Here is a 15,037-nt window from a genome sequence, read left to right as displayed (position 1 = left end):
GGCCCGGGGCCGGTCGGGGACATCGCGTGTGCGCCGGCCACCAGGGTCATGCCCGACGGCGGCGGACTCCAGCCGTGCATAGCGGGTCGCCGCCGGTGGCGGCATGGGAGGATTCGGACCGGTGCCGGGTGATCCGCCCGGTGCCGAGCGCGGCTGAACGGAGGATGATGGAACCCCCCACCGAATGGCTCCAGGCCGAGGAAGAGCGCACGGTCGCCTTCGCCCGCGCGGCCGCGCTGCCCGAGGGCGGCTTCGGCTGGCTGGACGAGGAGGGCCGCCCCGTCCCCGACGGCGTGGCCCACACCTGGATCACCTGCCGGATGACGCACGTGTTCTCCCTGGCGCACCTGCGCGGCGATGAGGAGGCGGCGGCCCTGGCCGACCACGGCCTGGAGGCGCTGCGCGGGCGGCTGCGCGACGCCGAGCACGGCGGCTGGTACTCCTCCAGCGCCCCCGGCGACGGCGCCAAGGCCGGCTATGAGCACGCGTTCGTGGTGCTGGCCGCCTCCAGCGCCGCGCAGGCCCGCCGGCCCGGCGGCGCGGAACTGCTGGACGAGGCGCTGGAGACGGTCGAGCGGCGCTTCTTCCACGCCGTCGAAGGACTGTGCGTGGAGGGCTGGGACCGCACCTGGCGCAGATGCGAGGCCTACCGCGGCGCCAACAGCAACATGCACATGGTGGAGGCGTTCCTGGCCGCCGCGGACGCCACCGGCCGGGAGATCTGGCGCCAGCGCGCGCTGGGCATCGCCGACCGGCTCATCCGCGACAAGACCGCGGCCAACGGCTGGCGCCTGCCCGAGCACTTCACCCCGCAGTGGGAGACGCTGCTGGACTACAACGCCGACGCCCCGGCCGACCCCTTCCGCCCCTACGGCACGACCGTGGGGCACTGGCTGGAGTGGGCGCGCCTGCTGGTGAGCCTGGAGTCCGCCCTGGGGGCGGGCGGGCCGCCGTGGCTGGTGGAGGCCGCGCGGCGGCTGTTCGCCCTGTCCTGCGAGCACGGGTGGGCGGCCGACGGGGCCGACGGGTTCGTGTACACCCTGGACTGGCAGGACCGGCCGGTGGTGCGCGAGCGCATGCACTGGGTGGCGGCCGAGGCGACGGCGGCGGCCGCGGTGCTGCACCGGCGCACCGGCGACGAGGGGTACGCGCAGTGGTCCACGCGCTGGTGGGACTACATCCGCGAGCGCCACGTCGACCCCGGCAAGGGCGGCTGGCACCACGAGGTGGCCCCGGACGGCTCCCCCTCGTCGACGGTGTGGCGGGGCAAGCCCGACGCCTACCACGCCTACCAGGCGGTCCTCATCCCCCGCCTGCCCCTGTCCGGCTCGGTGGCCGGGGCGGTGGCGGCGGAGGAGGCCTGAGATCCCGGTCAGGCGGTGCGGTCAGACGGTGCGGTCAGGCCGTGTGGTCCAGGACGAAGTCGAAGGCGGCGGCCCGGCCCGCCCCGTCCCGGCGCACCTCCATCAGCAGGCGCGGGTCGAAGATCCGGTCGGAGCCGTTGCGCGGCTCGCCCGGGAAGTACAGCTGCGTGGTGAGCACCCGCCGGGACGGCGCCTGCACCTTGACGTGCAGGTGGCGGGTGCGGCCCGGGTACAGCCCGGGGACGATGGTGGTCAAGGCGAACGCCCCGTCGGGGCCGGTGAACTGGTGGCCCCGGTAGCGGTAACCGACGTTGTCGTAGGCGCCGTGGTGGTCGGCCTGCCAGAAGTCGAGCAGGGCCCCGGCGACCGGGCGGCAGTCGCGGGTGAAGACGTACCCCGCCACCGCCAGCGGCGTGCCCGGGTCGCCGGGGACCACCAGGTCGCCGGTGCGCGGGGAGCCCGGCGTGAAATAGGGGCCCTCCATCTGCGGCGGGGTGGGGTCGTCGCCGTCGTCGCAGGCCGGGGTGGGCTCCAGCGACCGGCCGTCGGCCCGGTCCCGGGCCAGGGCGGGGGCGGCGCCCGCGGCGCCCAGCAGGGCGCCGGTGGCCAGGGCCGCCTTGAGCAGCGTCTTGCGGGTGGGGGTCTCGTCGGCCACGGTGGGCTCCTCGCGTTGGGGTGCGGGGAACACGGACGCTACGCCGTGTCACCGCCCGTGCGCGATGGACGTTCCCCGGGCGCCGTTGTGCTCGGCGCGGGGCCCACCTCGGCGCGGGCGTGCGCGCGGAACTCCCCCGGGGTGGTCCCGGTCTCGCGGCGGAAGAAGCGGCAGAAGTAGGCGGGGTCGGCGAACCCGCTGGCGCGGGCGACGGCGGCGACGGTCAGCCGGGTGCAGGCCAGCAGGCGCTCGGCCTCCAGCAGGCGGGCCTGGCGCAGGAGCGCGCCGGGGGTGCGGCCGGTGGCGCGCTTGACGGCCTCGCCCAGGTGGCCGGGGCTGACGCCGAGGCCGTCGGCGATCCGCTCGACCCCGGCCCCGGGCTCCAGGGCCTCCGGCCCCTCCAGCACCTGCAGGAACCGGGCGGCCAGGCCGGCGGCGGCCTCGGGGGCCGGGGCGGGGCCGCCGTCGGTCGTCCGCCAGGCCCGCACCAGCAGGACGTGTAGCAGCGCGCGGACGACGCCCGCCATTCCGGGGCGCCGCTCGCCGAACTCGCGGGCGATCTCGGTGACCACCCCCGCGGCCTCGGCGTGCTCGCGCGGGCCCAGGGCGGTCCAGGGGCTCCGGGCGGCCAGGCGGCGCAGCAGCTCCCGGTCGCCGGGGCGGTCGGCCAGGAAGGCGTCCTCCAGCAGCAGCACGTACCCGTCCAGGCCGCGGGCCTGCCAGTGGTGGACCTGCCCGGCGGCCAGCACGCCCAGGTTGGGCGGGGTGATGGGCAGCGGCCGGGTGTCGACCACGTGCCGTCCGGTGCCGGCGGTGACCAGCAGGATCTCGTGGAAGGCGTGGCGGTGGGGGTAGTCGGCGCGGGAGAGGGGGCCGATGGAGTCGAAGGTCCCGGCGGCGAAGGGGAGCCGGTGCGGTGCGGGGACCTCCAGCCGGTGCAGCTCCAGCGCCCCGCGGGCGGGCGGGGGGCTCACAGGAAGCGGTCGGCGAGCAGCCGCGCCACCGCCCAGTCCTGGACCGCGACGCCCACGCTCTTGAACACCGTGCGCCCGCACCGCCCCGCGGGCGGGCCACGCCTCAGCGCGTGCCCCAGCTCTACCAGGTCCGCACGTGTGATCGCCCCCGTTTCCAGGGCGTGCAGCACCTCGCCGGCCTCCTCCATGATCGCGCCGAGGTCGTCGACCACCACGGCCGAGGAGGCCAGCACGTCGTCGTCGAGCTCGCGCATGGCGGGGCGGAAGGAGCCGACGGCGTTGACGTGCACCCGCCCGGGCAGGTCCGCGGCGCGCAGCACCGGTTCGACGGCGGTGGTGGCGCAGGCGACGATGTCGGCCCCGGCGGCCGCGGAGGCGGGGTCGGGCGCGGTGCGCATCGGCACCCCGGGCATCTCGGCGGCCAGGGCGGCGACCAGTGCCTCGGCCCGCTCCCGGGTGCGCGAGGCGATGGTCAGCTCGGCCAGGGGGCGCACCGTGTGCACGGCCCTGACCTGGTCGGCGGCCTGACCGCCGGCGCCGATCAGCGCCATGCGGCGGGCCCCGGGCGGGGCGAGCAGGTCGGTGGCCGCGCCGCTGGCGGCGCCGGTGCGCAGGGTGGTCAGCGTCCCGGCGTCGGCGGCCAGGGTGTGGGCCCGACGCGGGTCGCTCCACACGACGGTGCCGGTGATGGCGGGGGCGCGGTCGAAGTTCAGGCCCAGCGTCTTGACGATGGCCGTCCCGGTGGGCCGGTGGTGCACCGGCATGGCCAGGTGGGCCCCGTCGCCCAGGACGGTGCGCACGGGGATCTCGAAGGCGCCCGCCGCCAGGTCGGTGAAGGCCCGGCGGACGGCGTCGACGGCCTCGGCCATCGGCACCGCCCGGCGCACCTGTTCGTCCGTGACCACCACCGTGCCCATGCGGGGCATGCTGCCGCGCACCGCGCCCGCCCGCAAGACCCCCGCAGGCCCGGACGGCCGGCTCAGTAGCCGACGGTGAAGCGCTCGCCGATGCGGGCCGGGCGCTCGACCTCGTCGATCAGGGCGACGGCGTAGTCCTCGGCGCTGATACGGCTCTCTCCCGCCTCGTCGGTGACCAGGGTGTCGCCGGCGGTGCGGTAGGAGCCCGTGCGCTCGCCGGGGGCGATGCTCGCGGCCGGGCTCAGGCTGGTCCAGCGCACGTCTTGCACGCCGCGCAGGAACTCCAGCGCGTCGCCGTGGGCGTGCATGATCTGCAGCAGCCACTCGGGCAGGCCCGGGGCGTCCCAGACGAGGGAGCCGTCGGCGGTGGCCAGGCTCCCGGCGCCGCCGACCATGATCAGCCGCGGGGCCCGGTCGCCGAGGGTGCGCAGGGCCTCGACCAGGGTGCGGGCTGCGGGCTCGATGAGGTCGACGTGCCCCGGGCCGTCGCCGCCGCCGACGGCGCTGACCAGAACGTCCTTGCCCTTGGCGGCCTCGGCGACCGAGGCGGCGTCCCGGACGTCGCCCACGGCCGTGCTCAGCCCGGCGTCGCGGCGCTCGACCTTGGCGGGGTCGCGCACGACGGCGGTGACGGTGTGCCCGCGCCGCAGCGCCTCGTCGACGATGCGCGATCCGATGGTCCCGTTGGCTCCGATGACGGCGATGTCGGCCATGTCCGTGTCCCCTTCGATCCGGTGTTCCGATGCGGTGTGCATCCACCGCCAACACTAACCATTGGTTAGTACTTACGAAAGCACAGTACATGCGATATGGATCACGGCGCCGCTCGGGCGGCGGGCGGTATCGTGCACGGGTGAGCTTCGAGGATCTGGCCTATGACGTGTTCCAGAAGCGCTGCCCGTCACGGTCGGCGCTGGAGCACGTCACCGGCAAGTGGGCGGTGCTGATCCTGGGCGCACTCGCCCAGGGGCCGGCGCGCTTCGGCGCGCTGCGCCGGCGTGTGGACGGCGTCAGCGAAAAGATGCTCTCCCAGACCCTGCAGACCCTGGAGCGCGACGGCTTCGTCCACCGCGAGGTGCACCGCCCCATCCCCCCGCACGTGGAGTACTCCCTGACCCCCCTGGGCCGGGACACCGCCGTGCACCTGATGGCCCTGGTCGGCTTCCTGGAGGAGCGCATGGACGAGGTCGTGCAGGCGCGCGCCGACCACGACCGCCGCGACGGGAACGCGGCCGCCGGAATGCCGGAAGCGCAGTAAGGCGCCCGCGCCGACAGGGCCCCGACGTGAGCGGGGCCGTGTCGGCGGCGGGCGCCTCAGTGGGAGCGGTGGGAGAGTGGTCCCCCTGCGGTATCAGCCTTCCAGCAGCTCGGCGACGGAGGTCGCGGTCACGGCGCGATCGAGCCAGGAGTCGAGCTGATCCGGGTCCGTGCACGCGGTGATGCGCTCCCGCTCGGCCTCGGAGACGGCCAGTCCGAGCGCCGCCAGGACCCGGAGCAGCGATTCCGCCTTGCCTTTCGCGATGCCCTGCTCAAGGCCCTGCTCAAGGCCCTGCTCAAGGCCCTGCTCAAGGCCCTGCCTGACGAATCGATCCGTGTAGGCACTGTGGTACCGCAGGGTGCTCGTGGACATGATCTCCTCCACCTCGTTACGGGCTTCCTCGTCGAGCAGTGTCAGGGTGTACTCAGTGTATTCGGCCGCAACCTCGGGATCGATGCCTTCGAACCCTTCGAGCAGGGCTTTCAGTACTCCAGGGGCGGAGGAGTGACAGGCCGCCGCCAGGACGGCCATCTCCGGGGAGCGGGCCACCCGGGCGGGGTCGGTGATCATCGGCAGCGTGGACGGGCCGATGACGAGGGGCTTGAACCAGTGCTCGGGGCCGACCCGGAAACGCTTGTCGTACTGGTCGGCGACCCGCTGCTCCGGACAGACGGCGAGGACGGCGGCGTCGCAGTCGCTCCTGTCGCCGGCGACCGCAGCGTACTCGGCCCACCTGCGGAACTTGCCCTTGACGAATTCGTTCTGGACCTCGACGACGATGACCATCTCGGTGCGGCCGTGGTGTTCCAGCTCGGTGATCATCACGTTGTTGAGCAGCGCCACGACCGAGTCCGCACGGCGTTCCACCGCGACGGCCTCGCCGAGATCGGCGCTGTGCAGGACCGCCTGGTCGTACTCGGGCAGCTGAACGCCCAGGCATTCCGTGAGCAGTTGGGGGGCGAAGTCCGGGCAGTCGATGAACAGTTGGACCCGGGTTTGGTGTTCGGGGGAGACAGGCATGGAGGGACACTACTGCGCGAGGGCGGGCGAACACCCTGAGTTCGCGAAAATCCCCGCTCGTCCGTCACAGCGCCGGTTCGGCCTCCCCGGTGACCCCGTCGGCCAGGTCCCGGGCCACGCGGAGGGCGGCGTAGTGGTTCGAAGCGCCCCAGTGGTCGTAGTCGGCGGCGTAGACCCGCTCGTCGCGGACCGCGCCCAGCTCGGCCCACACCCCCGAGCCGAAGGAGTCGGGGGCGTCCTCGTACCCGCTGCCCGAGAGCACGAACAGCACGTCGGCGTCGGCCCGGTCCAGGTTCTCGTAGCTCTCGGAGACGAAGTCGCGTTCGGCGTCGGGCTCCCGGTGGCCCTCGGGGCGGGCCAGGCCCAGGTCGTCGGCGATCTGGCCGGGGAAGGAGGCCGGGGTCTCGATGCGGATCTCCTGGGGGCTCTGCAGCCGCAGCAGGGACACCTCGACGGAGGCGGGGTCGCCGACCGCGTCCTCGATGCGGGTGCGGGCGTCCCCGACCGCCCGCCGGTACTCCTCCTCGGCCGCCTCCGCCTCCTCCGGGACGCCCAGCACCTCGGCGACCTCGGACAGGTGCCCGCGCCAGGACTCGGTTCCGGTCCACTCCAGCAGGACGGTGGGGGCGATCGCCTCCAGCTCCGGCAGGGCCTCGGCCTGGGCGCCGTGGGCGGTGGAGACGCCGATGATCAGGTCGGGTTCGGCCTCGGCCAGGCGCTCCAGGTCCACGTCGCCCTCGGCCGGGGACCCGGAGACCACCGGCGGGGCCTCGGCCCCGTCGGGGAGGAAGGGCGCCAGAGCGCCGTCGGCGGCGGTGGGGTCGCCCAGGGTGCCGACCACATCGGCGCCCACGCGGGTGGCGGCCGAGAGCGTGGGCCGCCAGAGCACGGCGACCCGCTCGGGGTCGGCGGGCACCTCCACGGCCCCGCCGGCCCCTTCGACCGTCCGGGTCTCCCCCGCCGGATCGGGCCCGGCCCCCGAGGAGCACCCGGCCAGGGCGAGGACGGCGGCGACGGTCACGGGGGCGGCACGCGGAACCGGGGGGAGACGCATCCCCCCATGCTATTCGGTTAGCCTAACCTCATTCAATCTCCCTGCGCTCTGTGGGCCGCGCCGGGGAATTCCGGCACTCACCGCACGGCCTCCCGGGGACGGGAGGGACAATCACCCCATGAGCACCGACCGCCGCACCGTCTTCGTCACCGGCGCCAGCTCCGGCTTCGGCGCCGCCATCGCCCGCAGGTTCACCGGACAGGGCCACCGGGTGGTGGCCGCCGCCCGGCGCGCCGATCGCCTGGCCGAGCTGGAGAAGGAGCTGGGCCCGCTGCTGCACCCCCTCACCCTGGACGTGCGCGAGCGCGCCGAGGTCGAGCGGGTCGCCGCCCGTCTGCCCGAGGAGTTCGCCCGCGTCGACGTCCTGGTCAACAACGCGGGCCTGGCCCTGGGCCTGGGACCGGCACAGGAGGCCGACCCCGACGAGTGGCGGCGCATGGTCGACACCAACTGCGCGGGCCTCATGTACTGCACGCACGCGCTGCTGCCCGGCATGGTCGAGCGCGGCGGCGGCCACGTCGTCAACATCGGCTCGGTCGCCGCCCACCACGCCTACCCGGGCGGCAACGTCTACGGGGCGACCAAGGCGTTCGTCCACCAGTTCAGCCGCAACCTGCGCGCCGACCTGCACGGCACCGGCGTGCGGGTGACCTGCATCGAGCCCGGCCTCACCGCGGGCACCGAGTTCTCGGAGGTCCGCTTCTCCGGCGACACCGAGCGCGCGAGCGCCCCCTACCGCGACACCGACCCGCTCACCCCCGAGGACGTCGCCGAGGCCGTGGCCTGGGCGGTGTCCCAGCCCGCCCGGGTCAACATCAACACCGTGGAACTGATGCCGACCGTCCAGAGCACGGGCCCCCTGCGCATCCACCGCTCGGCCTGACCACGCCCGCCCCCGGCGCCTGGACCGCCGGGACCGACCCGCCGGAACCGACCCGCACGCGCCGCCGACGACGGGGGCGGTTCCGGGTGCTATATTCGGAACCGAATATTCGGAACCGAACAAGGAGAGTGCGCATGGCCGCCCGCCGCCGCGCCGCCGGCAACCCGCTCGCCCTGGCCGTCATGGGGCTGCTCCTGGAGAAGCCCATGCACCCCTACGAGATGCGGGCCACCCTGCGCGACCGCGGCCTGGACACCGCCTTCAAGCTCGGCACGGGCACCCTCTACGACACCGTCCGCGCCCTGCTCGAACGCGAGTGGATCCGCGAAGAGGACACCGGCAGCGACGGCGACCGCCCCCGACGCACCGTCTACGCCCTCACCGACGCCGGCCGCACGGCCTTCTCCGAACGCCTGGACGCACTCGTCCGCACCCCCGCCGACGACGAGTACCCCGTCTTCCTCTCGGCCGTCGCCTACCTCGGCGCCCTGGGGCCCGACCGCGCCCGGGACGCCCTCACCGAGCGCGCCGGGCGCCTGGCCGAACGGGCCGAGCGCCTCAAGGCCGACCTGCACCGCGCGCTCGACGGTTCCGCCCTGCCCCGCCTGTTCATGATCGAGGTCGAGTACGCCGTGCACATGGCGGAAGCCGAGCGCTCCTGGGCCCTGGCCACCGCAGAGGAGATCCGCACCGGCTCCCTGCCCTGGCCCGCCGACGCGCGCTGACCCCGGCCCGAACCCGACCACGGAGGCCACCGTGTCCCCTTCCCTGACCACCGACGTCCTCATCACCGGGGCCGGGCCCGCCGGGCTCCTCCTGGCCTGCGAGCTCGCCGCCGAAGGCATCGACACCACCGTCATCGAACGCGACGCCGAACGCCCCCAGCGCTCCCGCGGGTTCAACCTCAACGCCCGCAGCCTGGACCTGCTCGCCCGCCGCGGCCTGGCCGCCCCCTTCCTCGCCGAGGGGTGGCCCACCCCGCACGGCCCCTTCACCGGGCTCCCGGTCGCCCTGCCCATGCCCGGCGCCGCCACCGACCACCCGTTCACCCTGGGCATCCCGCAGCTGCGCATCGAGCAGATCCTGGAGGAGCACGCCCTCGGGCACGGCGCCCGCCTCCTGCGCGGCCACCGCCTCACCGCCCTCGACCAGGGCCCCGAGGGCACCACCGCCCGCGCCGACGGCCCCGACGGGCCCGTGGAGATCACCGCCGGGCACACCGTCGGCTGCGACGGCGGCCGCAGCACCGTACGCAAGCAGGCCGGGGTCGGCTTCCCCGGAACCGAGGCCTCCTCCTGGACCCTGCTCGGCGACGTCGTCCCCGCCGACACCGACGCACTGCCGCCGGGCCCGGCCGCCGGGCCGGGCGGCGACGTCCTCGTCCTGCCCCGCACCGGCTACGTGCGCGTCCTGCTCGCCGACCCCGACCCGCCCGCCGACCGGGACGCCCCCGTCACCCCGGAGGGCTTCGCCCGCGCCCTGGAACACGCCCTCGGACGGCCCGTCCCCCTGGCCGAACACCTCTGGCTCACCCGCTTCGGCGACGCCGCCCGCCTGGCCGACCGCTACCGCGCCGGCCGCGTCCTCCTCGCCGGCGACGCCGCGCACGTCCACCCGCCCGCCGGGGCGGTCGGTGTCAACGTCGCCATCGAGGACGCGCACAACCTGGGCTGGAAACTCGCGCGGACCGTGCGCGGGTCCGCACCCGAGGGCCTCCTCGACAGCTACGAGGCCGAGCGCCGCCCCGCCGCCGAACGCGTGCTGGCCGCGACCCGGGCCCAAGCGCTCCTCGCCGGCCGCGACCCGGCCCTGGAACCGCTCAAGGACCTGCTCACCCGGGTGTTCGACCGCCCCGCCGCCGCGACCGCGCTCGCCGAGTCCCTCCTCGGCCTGGACACCGCCCACCCCATGGGCGCCGCCGACCCCGGGGCCCACCCCTGGCTCGGCCGCCTCGCCCCCGACCTGGACCTGGTCGCCGACGGCCGCCGCACGCGCCTGTCCGCGCTCGTGGCCGGCCGCCGTCCGCTGCTGCTCGCCTTCAACGGCGCCGACCTGCCCCTGCCCGAGCGGGCGGAGGCCGCCGGGGCCGCGGTCGTCCGGGCCCAGTGCGGCGACCCGCAGGGGGCCGAGGCGGTCCTCCTGCGCCCCGACGGGCACACCGCCTGGGTGCGCGCCCGCGGCGGGCGCGCCACCGGGGAGCTGGAGGACGCCCTGGCGCGCTGGTGCGGGACGGCCGGGGGGCGGCTCAGCGCTCCGGCGACAGGTCCGGTGCCAGGCGGGCGGTGAACCACTCCGCCGCCAGGTCCGCCACGCGGTCCAGGGCGCCCGGCTCCTCGAAGAGGTGGCCCGCGCCCGGCACCACCTCCAGGCCGCTCTCGCACGCCATCTCCTCCCGCGCCCGGCGGTTCAGGTCCAGCACCGCCTCGTCGGCGCCGCCGACGATGAGCAGGGTGGGCGCCCGCACCGCCGCCAAGGAGGCCCCGGCCAGGTCCGGCCGGCCCCCGCGGGAGACCACCGCGCCGATCGCGGACGGCTCTTCGGCGGCCGCCACCAGCGCGGCCGCCGCACCGGTGCTGGCACCGAAGCAGCCCGCGGGCAGCCGCACCGCCTCCGGGCGCCCGCGCAGCCAGGACACCGCGCCGCGCAGCCGCTCGGACAGCAGCCGGATGTCGAAGACCAGCTCGCGGTCGGCCTCCTCCTCCGGAGTGAGCAGGTCGAACAGCAGCGTGCCCAGCCCGGCGCCGTGCAGCCGGCCGGCCACGTGCACGTTGCGCGGGCTGTCGCGGCCGCTCCCGCTGCCGTGCGCGAACACGACCACGGCCTGGGCCCCCTCGGGCACGGTCAGGCGCCCCTTGAGGACCACGCCCGCCGCCTCCAGTTCCACCTCCCCGCCGGCGGCGCCCGGGCGCCGCGCCGCCTCCCGCAGCAGGCCGACCACCTCCCCCTCGCCGGTCTGGCCGAAGTCGGCGTACCACTCCCCGACCGACTGGAACCACTCCGGTGCCGACAGGGCCACCACCGCGTCGGCCTCGGCGGCCAGGCGGTCCAGGGCGGAGGGGGAGCCCACCGGCACCGCCAGCACCACCCGCACGGCCCCCTGGGCCCGGGCCACCCGGCAGGCGGCGCGGGCGGTGGAGCCGGTGGCCACGCCGTCGTCGACCACCACGGCGGTGCGCCCGGCCGGCGAGGTGCGCGGGCGGCCCTCGCGGAACAGCTCGGCGCGGCGCTCCAGCTCCGCGCGCTCCTGCCGCTCGACCGCCTCCAGCTCCTCCTCGGTGACGCCGTGGCCCCGGACCACCGCCTCGTTGAGGATGCGCACCCCGCCCTCGCCGATGGCGCCCATGGCCAGCTCCGGGTGGTCGGGAAGGCCCAGCTTGCGGACGCCGATCACGTCCAGCGGCGCGCCGAGCTCCTCGGCGACCCTGTACCCCACCGGCACGCCGCCGCGCGGCAGCGCCAGCACGACCGGCTCCTTCTCGGCCTCGCCTCCGTGCACGAGCCGCCGCCCCAGCAGCCGGCCCGCCTCGGCGCGGTCCTCGAATGCGCGCTCCAGGTCAGCCATTGCTCGCATCCCCCTTCATCCGCACTCCTGCCCGGCGGGGGCGGGGGCTGAACGCGGCGGGGAGGGCGGTGGGACGTGCGCCGGCCGGAGGAGGCGAGGCGCCGGAACCGCCACCTTTACGTCATAGATTCACAAAAGGCGCGATCGCGGAGGTTCAGTGCAGGAAGTCCAGGAACGCCTCCCGCCCGGCGATGCGGCCCAGCGCCGGCAGCCCGGTGGTCCGGGTCCAGCGCAGCCGGTCCACCGCCCGGTAGGCGATCCCGACGATCTCGGCGGGCGCCGCCGGGGGCACCCGCAGGACCACCGCGTCGCCGCGGACGGGGCGCTCGGCCGCCAGGTAGGTGACCGCGTCCCCGGCCCGGCCCCCTCCGGTGCGCACCTCGATGCGCAGCAGCGCGAACCGCTCCCCGGCCCGCGCCGACCAGGCCTGCGAGGAGCCGCTGAGCTCCTCCAGCAGGAACGCGTGGCGGAGCGGGACGGGCGCGTCCGCCCCGGGGTCCCAGTAGGGCTCGCCGGCGTCCCGGGGCGGCACCGCCACCGGGCCGCCCGGCCGCAGCGCCTCCACCAGCGCCGCGGTCCCGGCGCCGGGGTCGACCCGGGTGCGCCGCTCCCTCCCGCCGGGCCAGGAGGCGACCACGGCGGGCCGCTCCCCGGCGAGGTCGAGGGTGTGGAGCAGCAGGCCGTGCGCGGCACCGGCCCGCTGCACGCCGGCGAGGCGGAACAGCAGCGGGGCCCACCACTCCCCTCCCGCCCAGGCCTTGCGGCGCTCGCCTCCGCCCGCGTCGTCCATGCTCCTCTCCCCGCTCCTCTCCCCGCTCCTCTCTCCCTCCGGGGCGGGGGGCGGCTCCGCCCCGCGTCTGAGCCCTTTCAGAATTCCGCTCAAGCCGCCGTTCCCGGCCGCTCTGTGCCGACCACCGGGGCGGGTGTTCTCCCCCGCCCGAATCGACCTTGCGCTCATCGGCCCTGTCGTCATCGCTTCCGGCTTCCCGCTCGACCCGCACGGACAATCCCCCGATCTCCCGCGACCGTAATCAGGGGCTCGGAGACCGGAAAGGGCCGAGAGTCCATAGCGCGCTACAGTGCGTAGCGCCCCGTCCCGCGGGCAGCGGAACGCGACCGGCCTACTGGGTGAGGAGGGCCCACGGCACCGACCGCAGGGCGCTCCACCTGGCCGAGTTCCTGGACGGGCGCGCCCCCTCCTGACCGGGCGCAGGGATCACCGCGCGATCCGGTCCCACCCCGCCATTGCGCCGTCGACGACGGCCCGGAGGCGCTCCCGGCCGGCGCCGTCGCGGGCCTGGACCGACAGCCCGTGCAGGACCGTCACGGCGAAGGACGCCAGCACGTCGGGGTCGGCCCCGGCGGGCAGGTCGCCCTCCTCCACGCCGCGCCGGATGCGGGCGCGGACCTTGTCCAGGTCGGCGCGCCGGAGCCCGGCCAGGTACCGCCCGACGTGCTCGTGCCCCTCGGCCAGGTTGATGCCGGACAGGACCACCATGCAGCCCGGCGGGGTGTCGGGGTCGGCATAGGCGTCGGCGTTGCCGCGGAGCATCCGCTCGACGGCCTCCCGGGCCGTCGGGGCGCCCATCGCCCGGTCGGTGGGCGAGGCCTCGGGGGCGTTGTACAGCTCCACGGCCTCGCGGAAGAGCCCGTCCTTGGACCCGAAGGCGGCGTACAGGCTGGTCGGGGTGATGCCCATCGCCGAGGTGAGCACGGTCAGCGAGGTCCCCTCGTACCCGTGCTCCCAGAAGAGCCGCATGGCCGTCCTGAGGGCGGCCTGCCGGTCGAACCGCCGCGGCCGTCCGCGCCCCGCCATCGCCTCCCCGCCTTCCCTTGACGCCTCCGCCGATGCTAGCAATTATGTAGCGAACACTACATAAATCGAAGGAGGCCTCCCATGGGCACACTCGACGGCAGGACCGCACTGGTCACCGGCGGCGGCAGGGGCATCGGCGCGGCGGTCGCCGCCCGGCTCGCCGCGGAGGGCTGCGCGGTCGCGCTGACCTACGCCGCCTCGCGGGACCGCGCGGAGAAGACGGTCCGCGGGATCGAGGAGGCCGGGGGCCGGGCCCTGGCCCTGCGCGCCGACGCCGCGGACCCGGCGGCGGTGGAGGCCGCGGTCGACGGGGCCGCCTCCGCCCTGGGATCCCTGGACATCCTGGTGAACAACGCCGGGGTCTTCCCCTACGGCGACATCGGCGACCTCACCCTGGAGGACTACGAGGCGACCATGGCGGTGCACGTCCGCGCGGTGTTCGTGGCGAGCAGGGCGGCGCTGCGGCACATGGGCGAGGGCGGGCGGATCATCAGCATCGGCAGCAGCCTCGCCGAGCGCGTTCCCGGCCCGGGCATCAGCCTGTACGCGATGAGCAAGTCGGCGCTGACCGGCTTCACCAAGGGCCTGGCCCGCGACGTGGGGCCGCGCGGCATCACCGCGACCGTCGTGCACCCCGGCTCCACCGACACCGACATGAACCCCGCCGACGGCGAGGGCGCCGACGACGAGCGCGCCCTGATCGCGCTCGGCCGCTACGGCAGGCCGGAGGAGGTCGCCGCCACCGTCGCCCACCTCGCGGGGCCGGGCGGCGCCTACATCACCGGCACGTCCGTCACGGTCGACGGCGGCGTGACGGCGTGAGCACCGGCACCGCGGCGGACACACGCCGGTCCCCGGCCGTCTCCTGGACCGTCCTGGCCGTCGCCGGCCTGCTGGAGATCGTCTGGTCCCTGGCGCTCAAGGAGGCCGAGGGGCTGACCCGGCCGGGCTGGGGCGCCCTGGGCATCGGCACGGCCCTGCTCAGCCTCGGACTGCTCTCCACCGCCCTGAAGGACCTGCCCATGGGCACCGCCTACGCCGCTTGGGTCGGCATCGGAACCATCGGCGTCGCGGCCGCGGGGATCATCGCCCACGGCGAGCCGGTCACCGCGGCGCGCCTGGCCCTTCTCGGCCTCATCATCGGCGGCGTCGTCACGCTCAGCCTCTCCGATCACACATCCGAGCGCACACCCGCGGACCCCCCGAGGAGGCCCACATGGCATGGCTGATCCTGGCCGTCGCCGGCCTGCTGGAGATCGTCTGGTCCCTGGCACTGAAGAAGGCCGGGGGGCTCACCCGGCCGGGCTGGGGCGCCCTGGGCATCGGCACGGCCCTGCTCAGCCTCGGACTGCTCACCTACGCCCTCAGGGACCTGCCCATGGGCACCGCCTACGCCGCTTGGGTCGGCATCGGAACCATCGGCGTCGCGGCCGTCGGGGTGCTCCTCCTCGGAGAACCCGTCTCCCGCCGCCGCCTCGCGGGACTGGCGGCGATCACCGCAGGGGTGGTCGGCCTCAACCTGATCGGAGGCTGA

17 protein-coding genes are annotated in these 15,037 nt (G+C 75.7%); 8 read left to right on the top strand and 9 right to left on the bottom strand.

Going from position 1 to position 15,037, the window contains the following annotated elements:
• Positions 1 to 164 precede the first annotated feature (164 nt).
• Positions 165 to 1,364 carry an AGE family epimerase/isomerase gene (locus C892_RS0101290; RefSeq protein ID WP_017555699.1) on the top strand — a complete coding sequence of 400 codons (1,200 nt, stop codon included), beginning with the start codon at positions 165 to 167 and terminating at the stop codon, positions 1,362 to 1,364.
• Between the two features lie 34 nt (positions 1,365 to 1,398).
• Here the strand turns inward: C892_RS0101290 and C892_RS0101285 are convergent, their stop codons facing one another.
• From C892_RS0101285 to C892_RS0101270, 4 genes are all read right to left on the bottom strand, one after another.
• Positions 1,399 to 2,019 (bottom strand): dioxygenase family protein, encoded by a 621-nt coding sequence (locus C892_RS0101285; RefSeq protein WP_017555698.1) that lies wholly within the window; start codon positions 2,017 to 2,019, stop codon positions 1,399 to 1,401.
• A gap of 38 nt (positions 2,020 to 2,057) precedes the next feature.
• Positions 2,058 to 2,993, bottom strand: a complete 936-nt coding sequence (locus tag C892_RS0101280; RefSeq protein WP_017555697.1) for a helix-turn-helix domain-containing protein — start codon at positions 2,991 to 2,993, stop codon at positions 2,058 to 2,060.
• Positions 2,990 to 3,910: an ornithine cyclodeaminase family protein gene (locus C892_RS0101275; protein WP_026124066.1), complete on the bottom strand. Its 921-nt coding sequence runs from the start codon at positions 3,908 to 3,910 to the stop codon at positions 2,990 to 2,992. Before C892_RS0101275 ends, C892_RS0101280 begins: the two co-directional genes overlap by 4 nt.
• 62 nt (positions 3,911 to 3,972) lie before the next feature.
• Entirely contained in the window at positions 3,973 to 4,665 is a 693-nt protein-coding gene (locus tag C892_RS0101270; protein ID WP_239647220.1) for an NAD(P)-dependent oxidoreductase, read from the bottom strand.
• Positions 4,666 to 4,763: 98 nt separating this feature from the next.
• Between C892_RS0101270 and C892_RS0101265 the strand changes: the two genes are divergently transcribed.
• The gene (locus C892_RS0101265) at positions 4,764 to 5,168 is read left to right on the top strand and encodes a winged helix-turn-helix transcriptional regulator (protein ID WP_017555694.1); all 405 of its coding nucleotides are present in this window, start codon (positions 4,764 to 4,766) and stop codon (positions 5,166 to 5,168) included.
• 93 nt (positions 5,169 to 5,261) lie between these two features.
• Here the strand turns inward: C892_RS0101265 and C892_RS0101260 are convergent, their stop codons facing one another.
• The gene (locus C892_RS0101260) at positions 5,262 to 6,188 is read right to left on the bottom strand and encodes an RpnC/YadD family protein (protein WP_017555693.1); all 927 of its coding nucleotides are present in this window, start codon (positions 6,186 to 6,188) and stop codon (positions 5,262 to 5,264) included.
• A 64-nt stretch (positions 6,189 to 6,252) separates the two neighbouring features.
• Positions 6,253 to 7,242: an ABC transporter substrate-binding protein gene (locus C892_RS0101255; protein WP_026124065.1), complete on the bottom strand. Its 990-nt coding sequence runs from the start codon at positions 7,240 to 7,242 to the stop codon at positions 6,253 to 6,255.
• Between the two features lie 118 nt (positions 7,243 to 7,360).
• On the opposite strand from C892_RS0101255, the gene C892_RS0101250 reads away from it, so the two are divergent.
• The 3 genes from C892_RS0101250 (at position 7,361) to C892_RS0101240 (ending at position 10,411) form a co-directional block, all read left to right on the top strand.
• Entirely contained in the window at positions 7,361 to 8,125 is a 765-nt protein-coding gene (locus tag C892_RS0101250; protein WP_017555691.1) for an SDR family NAD(P)-dependent oxidoreductase, read from the top strand.
• Positions 8,126 to 8,259: 134 nt separating this feature from the next.
• Positions 8,260 to 8,850: a PadR family transcriptional regulator gene (locus tag C892_RS0101245; protein ID WP_017555690.1), complete on the top strand. Its 591-nt coding sequence runs from the start codon at positions 8,260 to 8,262 to the stop codon at positions 8,848 to 8,850.
• A gap of 31 nt (positions 8,851 to 8,881) precedes the next feature.
• A complete protein-coding gene (locus C892_RS0101240) occupies positions 8,882 to 10,411 on the top strand; it encodes an FAD-dependent monooxygenase (RefSeq protein ID WP_017555689.1) in 1,530 nt (509 codons plus the stop codon).
• On the opposite strand, the gene C892_RS0101235 is transcribed toward C892_RS0101240, so the two are convergent.
• The 3 genes from C892_RS0101235 to C892_RS0101225 all read right to left on the bottom strand — a co-directional run bounded on the left by C892_RS0101235 (position 10,371) and on the right by C892_RS0101225 (position 13,503).
• Complete coding sequence (locus tag C892_RS0101235) at positions 10,371 to 11,687, bottom strand: phosphoribosyltransferase family protein (RefSeq protein WP_017555688.1); 1,317 nt, start codon at positions 11,685 to 11,687, stop codon at positions 10,371 to 10,373. The two genes, C892_RS0101240 and C892_RS0101235, sit on opposite strands and share 41 nt — an antisense overlap.
• 154 nt (positions 11,688 to 11,841) lie before the next feature.
• The gene (locus C892_RS0101230; RefSeq protein ID WP_017537469.1) at positions 11,842 to 12,477 is read right to left on the bottom strand and encodes a hypothetical protein; all 636 of its coding nucleotides are present in this window, start codon (positions 12,475 to 12,477) and stop codon (positions 11,842 to 11,844) included.
• A 426-nt stretch (positions 12,478 to 12,903) separates the two neighbouring features.
• Positions 12,904 to 13,503, bottom strand: a complete 600-nt coding sequence (locus tag C892_RS0101225) for a TetR/AcrR family transcriptional regulator (RefSeq protein WP_017555687.1) — start codon at positions 13,501 to 13,503, stop codon at positions 12,904 to 12,906.
• Between the two features lie 81 nt (positions 13,504 to 13,584).
• Between C892_RS0101225 and C892_RS0101220 the strand changes: the two genes are divergently transcribed.
• The 3 genes from C892_RS0101220 to C892_RS0101210 are packed head-to-tail and all read left to right on the top strand — an operon-like array spanning position 13,585 to position 15,037.
• Positions 13,585 to 14,325, top strand: a complete 741-nt coding sequence (locus tag C892_RS0101220; RefSeq protein ID WP_017555686.1) for an SDR family NAD(P)-dependent oxidoreductase — start codon at positions 13,585 to 13,587, stop codon at positions 14,323 to 14,325.
• Positions 14,322 to 14,732, top strand: coding sequence for a DMT family transporter (locus tag C892_RS0101215; protein WP_017555685.1), 411 nt, complete (start codon positions 14,322 to 14,324; stop codon positions 14,730 to 14,732). Before C892_RS0101220 ends, C892_RS0101215 begins: the two co-directional genes overlap by 4 nt.
• Positions 14,720 to 15,037, top strand: coding sequence for a DMT family transporter (locus tag C892_RS0101210; protein WP_017555684.1), 318 nt, complete (start codon positions 14,720 to 14,722; stop codon positions 15,035 to 15,037). Before C892_RS0101215 ends, C892_RS0101210 begins: the two co-directional genes overlap by 13 nt.

The organism is Nocardiopsis baichengensis YIM 90130 (assembly GCF_000341205.1).
GTDB classification, from domain to species: Bacteria; Actinomycetota; Actinomycetes; order Streptosporangiales; family Streptosporangiaceae; genus Nocardiopsis_A; species Nocardiopsis_A halophila.
Note: the sequence above shows the minus strand (reverse complement) of the source record. Positions and strands in the feature narration are given on the sequence as shown.